General features: G+C 62.9%; 11 protein-coding genes and 1 pseudogene. 9 read left to right on the plus strand and 3 right to left on the minus strand.

Annotated features, from left to right (window positions below):
- Positions 1-300 precede the first annotated feature (300 nt).
- The 3 genes from NHAM_RS09325 (at position 301) to prfB (ending at position 5539) form a co-directional block, all read left to right on the plus strand.
- The gene (locus tag NHAM_RS09325; protein ID WP_157043572.1) at positions 301-1527 is read left to right on the plus strand and encodes an N-acetylmuramoyl-L-alanine amidase; all 1227 of its coding nucleotides are present in this window, start codon (positions 301-303) and stop codon (positions 1525-1527) included.
- Positions 1528-1732: 205 nt separating this feature from the next.
- Positions 1733-4225: a penicillin-binding protein 1A gene (locus NHAM_RS09330; protein WP_041357888.1), complete on the plus strand. Its 2493-nt coding sequence runs from the start codon at positions 1733-1735 to the stop codon at positions 4223-4225.
- A 182-nt stretch (positions 4226-4407) separates the two neighbouring features.
- Positions 4408-5539, plus strand: a protein-coding gene (gene prfB, locus NHAM_RS09340; protein WP_157043573.1) for a peptide chain release factor 2 whose coding sequence is annotated in 2 segments (ribosomal slippage) — positions 4408-4476 and positions 4478-5539 — 1131 coding nt in all. Because the reading frame shifts where the segments join, the coding sequence is not laid out codon by codon here.
- Positions 5540-5546: 7 nt separating this feature from the next.
- On the opposite strand, the pseudogene NHAM_RS28095 reads toward prfB, so the two are convergent.
- Positions 5547-5636, minus strand: a pseudogene (locus NHAM_RS28095) (transposase); the annotation flags it as partial.
- 331 nt (positions 5637-5967) lie between these two features.
- Between NHAM_RS28095 and NHAM_RS09345 the strand changes: the two are divergent.
- The 4 genes from NHAM_RS09345 to NHAM_RS09360 all read left to right on the plus strand — a co-directional run bounded on the left by NHAM_RS09345 (position 5968) and on the right by NHAM_RS09360 (position 12589).
- Positions 5968-7365 carry a TolC family outer membrane protein gene (locus NHAM_RS09345; protein ID WP_041357890.1) on the plus strand — a complete coding sequence of 466 codons (1398 nt, stop codon included), beginning with the start codon at positions 5968-5970 and terminating at the stop codon, positions 7363-7365.
- Between the two features lie 286 nt (positions 7366-7651).
- Complete coding sequence (locus NHAM_RS09350) at positions 7652-8356, plus strand: PopZ family protein (RefSeq protein ID WP_011510322.1); 705 nt, start codon at positions 7652-7654, stop codon at positions 8354-8356.
- 205 nt (positions 8357-8561) lie between these two features.
- Positions 8562-11426 carry a valine--tRNA ligase gene (locus tag NHAM_RS09355; protein ID WP_011510323.1) on the plus strand — a complete coding sequence of 955 codons (2865 nt, stop codon included), beginning with the start codon at positions 8562-8564 and terminating at the stop codon, positions 11424-11426.
- The gene (locus NHAM_RS09360) at positions 11423-12589 is read left to right on the plus strand and encodes an MFS transporter (RefSeq protein WP_011510324.1); all 1167 of its coding nucleotides are present in this window, start codon (positions 11423-11425) and stop codon (positions 12587-12589) included. The genes NHAM_RS09355 and NHAM_RS09360 overlap by 4 nt, the downstream gene beginning before the upstream one ends.
- On the opposite strand, the gene NHAM_RS09365 is transcribed toward NHAM_RS09360, so the two are convergent.
- Positions 12570-13190, minus strand: coding sequence for a DNA-3-methyladenine glycosylase (locus NHAM_RS09365; RefSeq protein ID WP_011510325.1), 621 nt, complete (start codon positions 13188-13190; stop codon positions 12570-12572). The genes NHAM_RS09360 and NHAM_RS09365 overlap by 20 nt on opposite strands.
- 126 nt (positions 13191-13316) lie before the next feature.
- On the opposite strand from NHAM_RS09365, the gene lipA reads away from it, so the two are divergent.
- Positions 13317-14276 (plus strand): lipoyl synthase, encoded by a 960-nt coding sequence (lipA, locus tag NHAM_RS09370; RefSeq protein WP_011510326.1) that lies wholly within the window; start codon positions 13317-13319, stop codon positions 14274-14276.
- A gap of 11 nt (positions 14277-14287) precedes the next feature.
- A complete protein-coding gene (locus NHAM_RS09375; RefSeq protein ID WP_011510327.1) occupies positions 14288-14755 on the plus strand; it encodes a type II toxin-antitoxin system RatA family toxin in 468 nt (155 codons plus the stop codon).
- Positions 14756-14766: 11 nt separating this feature from the next.
- Here NHAM_RS09375 and NHAM_RS09380 read toward each other — a convergent pair whose 3' ends face one another.
- On the minus strand, positions 14767-15393 hold the full coding sequence (locus NHAM_RS09380; protein ID WP_011510328.1) for a CinA family protein: 627 nt from the start codon (positions 15391-15393) through the stop codon (positions 14767-14769).
- Position 15394: the final 1 nt, after the last annotated feature.

Below are 15394 nucleotides of genomic sequence, written 5' to 3' on the forward strand. Positions count from 1 at the left end.
GTGGAGGGTCAGGAAACGCCGGAACTTCTAACAACTTGAAGCCCTAACGCTGCACCGGGAGGCTGAACGCGACACAACCGGGAGTTTAACCGTCAGCAACAGCTTACATACGTGGATTGCTTGCCGCTTGCAAGGGACAGCGTCGCAGGCCGGCAACACCGCCAGTATTTTTTGTCATCGGCCGATTAAGGGCCGATTAACCCTGCGGACCTATTGCGGTAAATTGCGGTGATTTGGGCAGCTCGGAGGCAGGGTTCGTTGGCGAACCGCGCAAACCTAGGGATCGTCTGGCTATGCGTCATGGCGATATTTGTTCCCGGCGCAGCATCGCTTGCCGCGGGGAGCGAGCCTGTTCGCCCGGAGGTGGCGGGTGACTTCCCGGTCGCCTCAGAGGCCCGGCTCGCAGGCGACGTGAAACAGACCCGCTTCATTCTCGATCTCGACAAGAAGATCGACATCCACGCCTTCCTGCTGGCGGATCCTTACCGGGCCGTCATCGATATCCCCCAGGTCAGTTTCCGCCTTGCGCCCGACGCCGGCGGTGCCGGACGCGGCCTCATCAAGGCGTTCCGCTACGGGCTGGTGATGCCGGGCGGATCGCGGATCGTGTTCGATCTTGCGGGTCCCGCGAAAATCGAAAAGGCCTATGTGCTCGATGCGGCGAACGGGCAGCCGCCCCGCCTGGTGGTCGAACTGGAGGCGGTCGACCGTGCTGCATTCAATCGCCTGTTGGCCGCTTCGAGCAGCTCGGAACAGCCGAAAGGCACTGATTCCCCGACTCCCGTCGCCGATGCGACCGGGCCCGCCGCGCCGCCGGACGGGCGACCCGTGGTCGTTATCGATCCCGGCCATGGCGGAATCGATAACGGAACCCAGGCCTCAACGGGAGAGACGGAAAAGGATCTGGTGCTAGCTTTCGCCGTGGCTTTGCGCGACCGCATCGAGCAGGACGGCAAATACCGCGTTGTCATGACGCGAACGGACGACACCTTCATCCCGCTGGCCGAGCGCGTGCGCGTTGCCCGAAACAACGGTGCCGCGCTGTTCGTGTCGATCCATGCGGACGCCCTGCCGCGCCGCGAGGGCGATGCCCGGGGCGCGACGATCTACACGCTGTCGGACAAGGCATCGGACGCCGAGGCAGAGCGGCTGGCAGAGGCCGAAAACAAGGCGGACGCGATCGGAGGTGTCAACCTGACCGAAGAGCCGACCGACGTCGCCGATATTCTGATCGACCTCGCGCAGCGGGAAACACGCACGTTTTCAAACCGTTTTGCCAGGCTATTGATGAGTGAGATGAAAAATTCCGCGCGGATGCACAAGCACCCGCTGAAGTCGGCCGGGTTCAAGGTGCTGAAGGCGCCCGATGTGCCATCGGTATTAGTCGAACTCGGTTACGTTTCGAACAAGGCAGACCTCCACCAGCTGACATCGGAAAGCTGGCGCTCCAAGACGGTCCGTTCGGTCGCGAAGGCCGTTGAGGCGTTCCTTGCGAAAAGAGTGGTGTCGGCCGCGCCAGCGGACTGAAAAGGGTTGCCTCAAGGGTGGAAGCCCTAGTTTGGCCACAGCAGCCGCCGTATAGAAAAGTTGTCGCAAGTTCGCAGAATCGGCCAGAACCGGAGTGCCTGTCCGGCGGATGCTCCGACGAACGAAATGCATCGACCGACGATGAAGACCCCGCGGACGCGCCGTCATGTCGCCAGGCCGCCGGCAACGAAACGGACATTCGATAATGCGCTTGCTGCTGCGATTCATGGGTTTCCTGTTTGCAGCGGGAACCATCCTGTTTCTGGTCGGCGTCGCGGCGGCTGCGGCATTGATCTGGCATTTTTCCAAGGACCTGCCGGACTACTCCCAGCTTCAGAATTATGAACCGCCGGTGATGACCCGTGTCCATGCGTCCGATGGTTCGCTGCTTGGCGAGTATGCGAAGGAGCGCCGACTCTACCTGCCGATACAGGCGGTGCCGAAGCTGGTCATCAACGCGTTCCTGGCTGCGGAGGACAAGAATTTCTACGAGCATGGCGGCATCGATTATCCCGGCATGCTGCGCGCGGCGCTGCTTTATGCCCAGAACTTCGGATCGAACAAACGGCCGCAGGGGGCCTCCACGATCACCCAGCAGGTTGCCAAGAACTTCCTGCTGACCAATGAAGTTTCCTTTACCCGCAAGATCAAGGAAGCGTTGCTGGCGATGCGCATCGAGCGGGCCTATTCGAAGGACAAGATCCTCGAACTGTACTTGAACGAGATCTACCTCGGCCTCGGAGCCTACGGCATCGCTGCCGCATCGCTCGTGTATTTCGACAAATCGGTCAACGAGTTGACGGTCGCCGAGGCCGCCTATCTGGCGGCTTTGCCCAAGGCGCCCTCGACCCTGCATCCGGTCAAGAACCACGACCGCGCGGTCGAACGGCGCGATTATGTCATCGACCGGCTGCTGGAGAACGGCTGGATCAAGCAGGCCGACGCCGACAAGGCCCGCAAGGCTCCGCTGATCGTCACCAGCCGGGCCAACGGGGCGCATACCTTTGCCGGCGAGTATTTCGCCGAGGAAGTTCGGCGCGACCTGTTCGAACGCTACGGCGAAAAGAAGCTCTACGAGGGAGGTCTGTCGGTCCGGACGACGCTCGACCCGAAGCTGCAGGCGATAGCGCGCAAGACCATGGCCAATGGCCTCGTCACCTATGACGAGGCCCAGGGCTGGCGCGGCGCAATAAGCAAGCTCGATATTTCCGGCGACTGGGGCGTGAAGCTCGCCGACGTCAAATCGCTGTCCGACATCGCGCCGTGGCGGATGGCGGTCGTGCTCGAATCCGACGACAAGTCCGCACGGATCGGCCTTCAGCCCGGCCGCGAACTTGGCGGCGCCGTGAGCAAGGAGCGGCAAACGGGATTGATCACGCTCGACGGGGTGAAGTGGGCCAAAGTCGCGTCCGGATCGACGCGAGGCCGTTCGCCGACGAAGGTGTCGCAGGTGCTTTCGCCCGGCGACGTTATCTATGCCGATCCTCTGATTGCAAAGAACGGCAAGGTGGTCGACGGCGAATACCGGTTGCGGCAACTACCCGAAGTGTCCGGCGCGATGGTGACGATGGATCCGTGGACCGGCCGTGTGCTGGCAATGGTCGGTGGCTTCTCGTTCGATCAAAGCCAGTTCAATCGCGCAACACAGGCCTATCGGCAGCCGGGCTCCTCGTTCAAGCCGATCGTCTATTCCACGGCGCTCGACAACGGCTATACGCCATCGACCGTGATCGTCGATGCGCCGATCGAGATCGACCAGGGGCAGGGCTCCGGCGTGTGGCGTCCGGAAAACTACTCGAAGGAAAAATACTACGGGCCGCAAACGCTCCGGAATGCGCTGCGGCTCTCGCTCAACACCGTAACGGTCCGGCTGGCGCAAGACATCGGCATGCCCTTGATCGGCGAATATGCCAAGCGCTTCGGGATCTACGACGAACTGCCGAACTATCTCTCATACGCGCTGGGAGCCGGCGAGACCACGGTGTTGCGCATGGTGACCGCGTATTCGATGTTCGACAATGGCGGCAGACGCGTGAAGCCGACCCTGATCGATCGCATTCAGGATCGCTATGGCCACACCATCTACAAGCACGACACGCGCGAGTGCCGCGGGTGCGATGCGCCGGAAGGCTGGAAGAACCAGCCCGAACCCCAGTTGATCGACCATCGCGAGCAGGTGCTGGATTCGATGACGGCCTATCAGATCACCTCGATGATGGAGGGCGTGGTGCAGGCCGGCACCGCCACGGTCATGCGCGATGTCGGCAAGCCGATTGCCGGCAAGACCGGCACCACTAACGACCAGAAGGACGCCTGGTTCATCGGATTCTCGCCCGACCTCGTCGTCGGCGTCTACATCGGCTACGACAAGCCGCGCAATCTCGGCCGTACCGCGACCGGTGGACACCTGGCGGCGCCGATCGCGCGCGATTTCATGAAGGTCGCGCTTGCCGACAAGCCGGCCACTCCGTTCCGTATCCCCGCCGGCATCAAGCTGGTTCGCGTCGATGCCAAGACCGGTATGCGCGCCGGTCCTGGCGATACCGGCAAGACCATCCTCGAAGCCTTCAAGCCCGGCACCGCGCCGCCCGACAATTATTCCGTGATCGGCGTGGCGGATGCCGACGGACGCCAGCCGCAACCGCTGCCCGACGCCGACCGCAGCCTATTCCGGCCCGGGACCGGCGGGCTTTACTAGAGTCCGATTCAACTGCGTTGGATCAGACTCTAGTTTTATCCTTTTGATCGAGCATGATCTTCTCCGAAAACCGGTTTCCACTTTTCGGGATCATGCTCTAACGCGATTGCGCTTTGCGGCCTTCGCGGTTACATCACCGGCCATTGCTGAACGACGGCGTGAGCCGCGGACCAGAGAAAACCATGCGCGCTGAAATCGAAAGACTCGTCGAAGAGATCAAGCAGTCGGTCGGGCTGCTGAGGAGGCATCTTTGACGTCGACACATCGACCGCGCGGCTGGCAGAACTGAACAAGATCGCCGAGGATCCAAACCTCTGGAACGATCCCCAGAAGGCCCAGAAGCTGATGCAGGAGCGGACCTCGCTGGAGGATTCGCTGACCGGTATCGGCAAGGTCGAGCGCGAACTCGAGGACCAGATCGGCATGATCGAACTCGGCGAGGCCGAGAACGATCAGGCCATCGTCAACGATTCCGAAAATGCCCTGAAGAATCTCAAAAAGGAGGTCGCCCGCCGCGAGCTCGAGGCGCTGCTCTCGGGAGAGGCGGATCGCTTCAACACCTATCTTGAGGTTCATGCCGGCGCGGGCGGCACCGAAAGCCAGGACTGGGCCTCGATGCTCCTGCGCATGTATGCGCGCTGGGCGGAGAAGCGCGGTTTCAAGATCGAGTACCTGGAAGAAACGCCAGGCGAGGAAGCCGGCATCAAGTCGGCGACGATCCAGGTCAGCGGCCACAATGCTTATGGCTGGCTCAAGACCGAGGCGGGCGTGCACCGTCTCGTGAGAATCTCGCCGTTTGATTCCAACGCACGACGGCATACGTCGTTTTCGAGCGTGGCGATCTTCCCGGTGGTGGATGACAGCATCAAGATCGACATCAAGGAATCCGACGTTCGCACCGATACCATGCGCTCCGGCGGCGCCGGCGGCCAGCACGTCAACAAGACCGAATCGGCGGTGCGGCTGACGCATATTCCGACCGGGGTCGCGGTTGTTTGTCAGGCCGGACGTTCGCAGCACAAGAACCGCGCGCAGGCCTGGGACATGCTGCGAGCGAGACTCTACCAAATCGAGCTCAAGAAGCGGGAAGAACAGGCCGCCGCGGATCAGGCCGCCAAGACCGACATCGGCTGGGGCCATCAGATCCGATCCTACGTCCTGCAGCCCTATCAGATGGTGAAGGACCTCCGAACCGGAGTGCAAACGTCGGACACTTCGGGTGTGCTCGACGGTGACCTCGACGAATTCATGGCTGCGACGCTGGCGCAGAAAGCCTTCGGCATCACGCCCGGTGCGGTCGAAGACGTGGATTAGGGCCTGCGCGCATTGCGATACGTTTGAATTCCTTGAGCTTGCGGAAGAAATTCTCGATCAGGTGACGCCACTTGTAGATATCGGCGTCGATTGGCAGGCAAACCAGCAATATAATCATAATGCTGCCTGCTTTTATTACTTATTTTAATTTTCGTTTTCAGTTAAAGGCACAAGAATATAAGGAAAATCTGGCAAGATGGTCCGAGCTTTTGGGGAAACTGTTAGTTTCGGTCATCGAGTCTGATCGAAGTGTCAAGTGTGGCTCCAAAGCCCCAGCCAGAGAGTTTCGGTCGGGATCGCCCGCAAAGGGTTTCGTCGCACTCCGGCGACGAATATGTTCGCGCGGGGACAAGTGACTCGAGATGGGGCGATCGGGTGCAGAAGCGCAGCCTCGTTGGGTCCGGCAAAGGAAGAATGGAACTCCGCGGATGGGTGGTGTGAGACTACTGGCCGGGGCTGCCGCGTTGGCTCTTGTGACTGCATGGTCAGGGGTGGCGACACCGGCCCTCGCCGACACGATCGAGTCCGCGCTGGTGCGCGCCTACCAGAACAATCCTCAACTCAATGCGCAGCGCGCCTCGGTGCGCGCCACCGATGAAAACGTGCCGCAGGCTCTGTCGGGCTACAGGCCCAAGGTCGCCATAACCGCCAGCGGCGGTTATCAGTATACGGACTCCACGCAAAGTGTGCCGGGAGGCCCGCCGTCGGCGCTTCACGGCGCACAGGCGCCGGTGGCTGTCGGCGCCACGGTTTCGCAGACGCTCTTCGACGGCTTCCAGACCTCCAACAAGACCCGTGCGGCGGAAGGACAGGTGTCGGCCGCGCGCGAGGGCTTAAGGGTTCTTGAACAGACCGTGCTGCTCGCTGCGGCAACCATCTACATGGACTATTTGCGCGACTCCGCCATCGTGGAAGTCCAGCGCAGCAACGTCCGTGTGCTCGAGGAGACGCTGAAGCAAACCCGCGACCGTTTCAGCGTCGGCGAAGTCACCCGCACCGACGTTGCGCAGTCGGAAGCTCAGCTCGCCGCCGGCCGCACCCAGCTTTTGACCGCCGAATCCACCCTCACGACCACACGTTCGAATTTTCGCCGCATCATCGGCAACGAACCGGCGCAACTGGCGCCGGGTTCGCCGGTCGATCGTTTCTTGCCGGGTACGCTCGCAGGCGCCACGGATCTTGCTCTTACCCAAAACCCCAATGTGACCGCGTCGATGTACGGCATCGACGTCAGCCACCTGCAGGTCAAGGTTGCCGAGGGCGCGCTGTTCCCGACCGTGACTCTCCAGGCCAACGTGCAGCAGGGTAACCAACAGCAACTCACTGTTCCGAAGCAGTTCTTTGCATCCGCGATCGCGCAGGTGTCGGTGCCGATCTACCAGGGCGGCGCGGAGTATTCGCTGATCCGCCAGTCGAAGGAAACGCTGGCGCAACAACGTCTCAGCCTCGAGCAGGTCCGCGATCAGACACGCGCCAGCGTGGCGCAGGCATGGGGCCAGCTTCTCGCGGGCAAGTCGCAGGTGGCCTCGGCGCAGGCGCAAGTCAAGGCGTCCGAGATCGCGCTCAACGGCATTCGCGAAGAGGCCAAGGCCGGGCAGAGGACCACGTTCGACGTGTTGACCGCGCAACAGACGCTCGTCAACGCGCGCGTGGCACTGGTGACGGCTCAACACGATCGCGTCGTCGCATCCTACGCCGTGTTGAATGCTGTCGGCCGGCTGTCGCCGCATGTGCTGAAGCTAAAGACTACTGTTTACGATCCGAGTGTCCATTATCATCAGGTTCGCGACAGTTGGGCCGGCGTCCGTACGCCGGACGGGCAATGATCTCGCGCTGACAGAGGACCGTGTCCACAGCCCTTTGCTTGCAATCAGTTGTCGCCGTGCCATACCTTTGCACAGCGCCGCGAAGCGATTCGTGCGACGTCCGGTGTTTACCGGCCTTGCTGCAGACATCTGGGGCGGAGACATTGATATCGGCGTCGATTCGCAACGTCTGATCCGGGGACAATCGGGTTTGCGATCAAAGTCTGCGCCCGCATCTGGAACCGGAAAATCCTCTGTCGCATGATGCCAGGACGCTGGCGAGGACCGTGAAGATGTGGAGTTGGACATGACACAACCTGCAACGGTCCAAGAACCCTCGATGGAGGAGATACTGGCGTCGATCCGCCGCATCATCGCCGACGACGAAAAGCCCGCGGCGGCTGGAAGGGCAGCGATCGCCGACGCCGCGATTGCAAAACCCCAACTCACCACATCCGCCTCTCAGCCGGCCCCGCCCACGAGGCCGGCCGCCATGACCGCCAGCCCTCCGTCCACGGTCGCGCCGAAGCCGGCCGCCGACAACAGTCAGGACGACATCGATGCGTTGCTGGCGAACCTCGACGCCGCAACTACCGAGGAGGAGGTCCGCCCGGCCCAGGCTGACGAGGTGTTTGAACTGACGGACGAGATGGCCCTTCCTCATCCGGAGAAGGCGGCTTTCCAGAAAGTCGAGCCGCAGGACGATCTGGAATTCGCCGAGATGGCGTCGGCCCCGGCTACCCGGCCGCGTCCGGCCGCCGTCGATCGGCCAGCCGTTCCGAATGCCGTGCCGGCCGCGCAAATTCTGTCGCATTCGACGGTTTCGGCGGTCGAGACCGCGTTCAATTCGCTCGCCAGCACGGTTTTGAGTAACAACGCCCGCACTCTTGAGGACCTCGTCAAGGAGATGCTGCGCCCGATGCTGAAGTCCTGGCTCGACGACAACCTGCCGGGGCTGGTCGAGCGCATCGTCAAGGCCGAAATCGAGCGGGTGTCGCGCGGGCGCTCGTGACCTGTTTCCGGATCCGCAATGCCGCGGCCGATGGGTCGGCGAAGGTCGGAACTTGCCCCTGTCGGACGTCTTGAAGTCGGCGTCTGCCGCCCTTGAGCCGTTTTATTCGGCGGTCTTGTTGACTTGGCCCGCGCTGAAAGGCTTTTAGGGTCAGACGCTTCATTCCGCGAACTCGCCTGAACGGCACCGACTGTGATTGCATCCCATGATCGAAAAGACCTACCAGCCCGCTGATATTGAAAGCCGCATGTCCCGTATCTGGGAAGAGGCCGGCGCGTTCAAGGCGGGGCGGGCCGAGCGCCGCGACGCCGAACCGTTCACGATCGTTATCCCGCCGCCGAACGTCACCGGCTCGTTGCATATGGGTCACGCGCTCAACAACACGTTGCAGGACGTGCTGTGCCGCTTCGAGCGGATGCGCGGCCGCGACGTGCTGTGGCAGCCCGGCACCGATCACGCCGGCATTGCGACCCAGATGGTGGTGGAGCGGCAGTTGATGGAGCGGAAGGAACCCGGCCGCCGCGAGATGGGTCGTGCCAGGTTTCTCGAGCGGGTTTGGCAGTGGAAGGCTGAAAGCGGCGGCGTCATCGTCAACCAGTTGAAGCGGCTCGGCGCGTCCTGCGATTGGTCGCGTGAGCGCTTCACCATGGACGAAGGCCTGTCGCGTGCGGTTGCCAAGGTGTTCGTCGAACTGCACCGCGCCGGCTTGATCTACAAGGACAAGCGGCTGGTCAACTGGGACCCGAAGCTGCTCACCGCGATTTCCGATCTCGAGGTGAAACAGATCGAGGTCAAGGGCAGCCTGTGGCATCTGCGCTATCCGATCGAGGGCAAGGGCTTCAATCCGGACGATCCGTCGACCTATATCGTCGTCGCCACCACGCGGCCGGAAACCATGCTGGGAGACACGGCCGTCGCCGTGCATCCGGATAACGAGAAGCTTGAGCACCTGATCGGCAGCAACGTCGTGCTGCCACTGGTCGGCCGCCTCATTCCGATCATCGGCGACGACTATGCCGATCCGGAAAAGGGCACCGGCGCGGTCAAAATCACCCCGGCCCACGATTTCAACGACTTCGAGGTCGGAAAGCGCCACCGCCTGCCGCAGATCGGCGTGCTCGATCGGGAAGGGCGGTTGACGCTATCCGACAACGAGGATTATCTGCGCGGCCTGCCCGAAGGCGCGCTGATGCTGGCCGAGGAGCTTCACGGCACCGACCGTTTCGCCGCGCGCAAGGCGATCGTCGCACGCCTCGAAGATTTCGGCTTCCTCGCCAAGGTCGAGCCGCACGCGCACATGGTGCCGCACGGCGACCGCTCCGGTGCTGTCATCGAACCCTACCTGACGGATCAATGGTACGTCGACGCGAAAGAACTCGCGCAGCCGGCGATGGCGGCCGTGCGTTCGGGTGATACGACGTTCGTGCCGAAGAACTGGGAGAAAACCTACTTCGAGTGGATGGAAAACATCCAGCCGTGGTGCATCTCGCGCCAGCTCTGGTGGGGTCACCAGATTCCGGCCTGGTATGGTCCGGACGGCAAGGTGTTTGTCGCGGAGACAGAGGACGAAGCGGTCGGCCATGCGCTCGGCTATTACGCAGAGCAGGGTGTCATCTCCGTAGACGAGGGCGCCGAAATGGCGCGCGATCCGGCAAAGCGTGAGGGCTTCATCACGCGAGACGAAGACGTGCTCGACACCTGGTTCTCCTCGGGGCTGTGGCCGTTCTCGACGCTTGGCTGGCCGGACGAGACGCCGGAGTTGAAGCGTTACTATCCGACCAACGCGCTGGTCACCGGTTTCGACATCATCTTCTTCTGGGTCGCCCGGATGATGATGATGGGCATCTACTTCATGAGGGAGGTGCCGTTCTCGACGGTCTACATCCACGCGCTCGTCCGCGACGAGAACGGCGCCAAGATGTCGAAGTCGAAGGGCAACGTCATCGATCCCCTGCATCTGGTCGACAAATACGGCGCCGATGCGTTGCGCTTCACGCTCGCGGCGATGGCGGCGCAGGGCCGCGACATCAAGCTGTCGCCGCAGCGGGTCGAAGGTTATCGTAATTTCGCGACCAAGCTCTGGAACGCCTGCCGTTTCGCGGAAATGAACGATTGCGTCGTTCCTGCGCAGTTCGATCCGACCGTCGCGAAAGAAACGCTCAACCGATGGATCGTTCATGAGACCGCGCGTGCCACGTGCGAGATCACCGAGGCTATCGAAGCCTATCGTTTCAATGACGCCGCCGGCGCGATCTATCGCTTCGTCTGGAATGTCTACTGCGACTGGTATCTAGAGCTCGCAAAGCCGGTGATGATGGGTGAGGACGGTCCCGCCAAGTCCGAGACCCGTGCCATGGTCGCCTGGGCTCGCGATGAAATCCTGAAGCTGTTGCACCCGTTCATGCCGTTCCTCACCGAGGAATTATGGACGGCGACATCGACACGGACGCAACTGCTGACGCTGACGCCATGGCCGATCAAGGTCGGTCTCACCCGCGAGCAGCATGCGTCGATCGCGGCCGCCGCCGCCGATCCCTTCGCCGCGCCAGAGCCGCTCGCCGATCCATTGGAGCCGGCGTTTCGCGACGATGCGGCGGAGGCCGAGATCGGCTGGGTGGTCGATCTGGTCACCGCCATCCGCTCGGTCCGCGCGGAGATGAATATTCCGCCCGCAACGCTGACGCCGCTGGTGCTCGCAGGCGTATCCGCCGAGAGCGAGGCGCGGGCGCAGCGCTGGAGCGACGTCGTCAAGCGAATGTCCCGGCTCGCAGACATCTCATTCGCAGACCATGTGCCACCAGGCGCCGTGCAACTGCTGATCCGCGGCGAAGTCGCCGCGCTGCCGTTGAAAGGCATCGTCGATGTTGCCGCCCAGCGCGTGCGTTTGGGGAAGGAAATCGCCAAGGCCGATGCCGACATCGATCGCGTCGATTTCAAACTCGCCAACGAGAAATTCCTCGCCAACGCGCCCGAAGAGATCGTCGAGGAAGAAAAAGACAAGCGGGAAGCCGCCGTTGCGCGCAAAGCGAAATTCGTCGAGGCGCTGGAGCGTTTGAAGGCTGCTGAGTGAGCGCTGCGCGGCCGTCATCGCTGCGCCCGTTGAGTTTGCTTTGGCTCGGGGGTGTCGGGCTGCGGCTCACGATCCTTGCCGTGCCGCCGGTGCTGGCGGTCATCATTTCGGATCTTGCGCTGTCCGGAACCGAGGTCGGGATTCTCAACGCCATTCCGGTCAGCCTGTTCGCACTGATCGCGGTCCCCGGATCGCTGCTGATCGCTCGCGTCGGCGCCGTCAATGCGCTCGTGGTCGGCCTCCTGATTGCCGCAGCCGGATCGGCGCTGCGCGGTTTTGCCATCGACGCGATGACTCTGTTCGCCGCGACCGCGCTGATGGCCGCGGGCGTGGCCGTGATGCAGCCGGCGCTGCCGCCGCTGGTGCGGCAATGGGCTCCGCGCCGGATCGGTTTCGCCACAGCCGTCTATACCAACGGCTTGCTGTGCGGCGAAATCTTTCCGGTCGTGCTTGCAGCCGTCATCGTTCCCTTGTTGGGAGGCGGGTGGCGCGCAAGCCTCGAACTCTGGTCAGTTGCGTCGGCGGCGATCGCGCTGATCGTCTTGGTCGCGCGGCCAAGCGGGGAGGGCCTGTCGGCTCGGCACCGCCGCTGGATGCCGGACTGGCGCGATCCGCTGCTCTGGAAGGTCGGTCTGGTCGCCAGCGCGAACAACCAGCTCTATTTCTGCACGAATGCCTTCCTGCCCGGCCTGCTGTTGCAAAACGGCCATACCGAGTTGATCGGGCCGGCGCTGTCGGCGCTCAACCTCGGGCAGTTGCCGGGATCGATCCTCGTGATGGTCGTCGCGGGCCGCCTGGAGAGGAGAAGGTGGCCGCTGATTCTTTGCGGCGTATTCGGCTTGCTGGGCGCTGTTGGCGTCGCAACCACCACGAACCTGTGGGGGATCGTCGGCGCGTCGGCGCTGGTGGGCTTCACCTGCGCCGTCGGCCTCACTCTTGTGCTGACGCTGCCGGCGCTGCTGGTGGCTCCCGATGACGTGCCCCGCAAGTCGGCCGGAATGTTCACCATCGGCTACGGCATTGCGATGCTGATCTCTATTGTCAGCGGCATGGTCTGGGATATCACGGGGAATGCCGCCTTCGCGTTCGTGCCGATCGGTCTTGCCGTCGTGCCCATGGTCGTGCTGCCGCTGGCGATCGATTTCAGGACTCAGCGCTTCTGAACGGCTTGCTGAGAAATCTCGATCCCTTCAATCCGTATCGCCATGGCAGATCGGCGGCTTTGGTGATGCCGATGCGGACGCCGGTGACGACGTCAACCTTGCCTGTGCGCTGATAGACCGCGATCGGCGGCGCATCGAGCGGCAGCGCGTTGTGCGCAATCGATATGCCGAGTGCCGCGCACAGCTTGCCCGGCCCCGAACACAGCAGACGCTCCTCGTGCAGCCTGCGCCGCCGCCGCATCGCCGGAATACCGTGGGTCGGTTGCAGCGCGCGGATCAGAACCGCGGCGGCGCAGCCATCCTTTTCGCACACGAAGTTCATGCACCAGTGGATGCCGTAGGAGCGGTAGACATAGGTAAATCCGGGTGGCCCGAACATCACCATGTTCCGCGGCGTCGGCCCCCGATGGGAATGCGCCGCCGGCTCGGTGTGGTGATAGGCCTCCACCTCGACGATGATGCCGCCGACCCCATCCACCAGCAGCGTCGCGCCGATCAGGTCGGGCGCGACGTCGTGCACGCTGCGTCCGAAAAACGAGCGCGTGAGCGGCTTGCCGAGGGCAGGCGGGTCGGGAATGTCGGATTGCGTGTTTGGAGTCATTTTCAGGCGGGATTCGGGCAGGCGCAGACGTTATGGAGTATGTTACATATCCGATGGCGCTGGCGAAGTGGGTTGCAGCCCTGCGCCGGGCGCATTACCTAAAGTCTCCTGCACAACGGATCATTCATGGTCGTCGTCCTCGATACCGTTTCCGCCAATCCCGTCAGACCGCGCCATCCGGAAAAGGTCAACCGGCCCGACGCGCTGTCGCCGCCGAAGCCGGACTGGATTCGCGTGCGCGCGCCGAACTCGCGCGGCTATGCGGATACGCGCCGGATCGTCAAGGAGAACGGTCTCGTCACGGTGTGCGAGGAGGCAGGCTGCCCGAACATCGGCGAGTGCTGGGACAAGAAGCACGCCACCTTCATGATCATGGGCGACACCTGCACCCGCGCCTGCGCCTTCTGCAACGTCAGGACCGGAATGCCGGCCGCGCTGGAAGCCTCCGAGCCCGAATATGTGGCCGAGGCGACGCACAAGCTGGGGCTGGCGCATGTCGTCGTCACATCCGTTGATCGCGACGATCTCGACGATGGCGGCGCCGAGCATTTCGCCCAGACCATTCGTGCGATCCGCGAACGCTGCCCGGCCACCACCATCGAGATCCTGACGCCGGATTTCCTCCGCAAGGATGGAGCGCTGGAAAAGGTCGTGGCGGCGAAGCCCGACGTTTTCAACCACAACCTCGAAACCGTGCCGTCGCGCTATCTGACGGTGCGGCCGGGCGCGCGCTATTTCCACTCCATCCGCCTGCTGCAGCGGGTGAAGGAGATCGACCCAACGATCTTCACCAAGTCGGGGATCATGGTCGGGCTCGGCGAGGAGCGTCACGAGGTCTTGCAGGTGATGGACGACCTGCGGTCGGCGGATGTCGACTTTCTCACCATCGGGCAATACCTGCAGCCGACCCGGAAGCATCATGCGGTTATGCGTTACGTCACGCCGGATGAATTCCAAGGCTACGAGACCGTCGGCTACACCAAGGGCTTTCTGATGGTATCGGCGAGCCCGCTGACGCGCTCGTCGCACCATGCCGGCGAAGACTTTGCGAAGTTGCAGACCGCGCGCGCGAAATTGTTGCGTTAAGCTTCACGGGGATGCCGACGTTCTCCAGCAAGCGCCGCGTGCAACATAGTGCGGACCAGATGTTCGATCTCGTGGCGGACGTCGAGCGCTATCCCGAATTCGTGCCGTTGTGCCAGTCGCTGAAAGTGCGTCATCGCACGTCTGCGGCCGACGGCAAGGAAGTCGTGGTGGCCGATATGACCGTGTCGTTCAAGCTGGTGCGCGAGACGTTTACGAGCAAAGTGACCCTGGACCGGCCAAACCGCAAAATCCTGGTCGAATATCTGCGCGGTCCGTTCAGTCACATGGAAAACCGCTGGACCTTCGAGCCGAAGAAGGATCCGGCCTGCGACGTCGGGTTTCTTATCACCTATGAGTTCAAGAGCCGGATGCTGGCGGTGCTGATGGGTGCGATGTTCGACGCCGCGTTCCACCGCTTCGCATCGGCATTCGAGAAACGCGCGGACGCCGTCTACGGTACGCCGCATACCGCGAAATAAAGCGACGTCTCTCAGGTTTTCTTCGGAGAGGGTTTTAGCGGTCCTGCGGTCCGGCGCCGCTCGGCCACACGACGCAACGGCGCTCGCGCCGTTCGCGGCCGTAAGCGGCTGACGCTTTCGCGCCGGACTTTTGCGGGCGGCTTGGGTCCCCGCGCCAGCTCCATCAGCATCCGCAGCGCTTCGACGACCGAACGTTGCCGCACCGAGTTGCGGCCGATCGCTCCGAAGCGGCATTCGCGATGGGTCAGGCGGCCGTCACGCGCGGCGGCAGCGAAATGAACGAGGCCCACGGGCTTGCCGGGCGTTGCGCCACCGGGACCCGCAATTCCGGTGATGGCGACGGCCAGATCGGTGCCGGCGCGTTCCAGCGCGCCGACCGCCATGGCGGTTGCGGTTTCCTTGCTGACCGCGCCAAAACTGTCGAGGGTGCTGGCCTTGACGCCCAGCATCGCGCGCTTGGCGTCGTTGGAATAGGTGACGAAACCGCGATCGATCACGTCCGAGGAGCCGGGAATGTCGGTCAGCGCGCCGGCGACCAGCCCGCCGGTACAGGATTCGGCCGTTGCGATGGTGAGCTTGCGCATCCGGCAAAGGTCGAGCAGCGAACGCGACAGGGCGCGTGTGTCGCTGCCGCCCATG

Origin of the sequence: Nitrobacter hamburgensis X14 (assembly GCF_000013885.1) — a bacterium.
Classification (GTDB): domain Bacteria; phylum Pseudomonadota; class Alphaproteobacteria; order Rhizobiales; family Xanthobacteraceae; genus Nitrobacter; species Nitrobacter hamburgensis.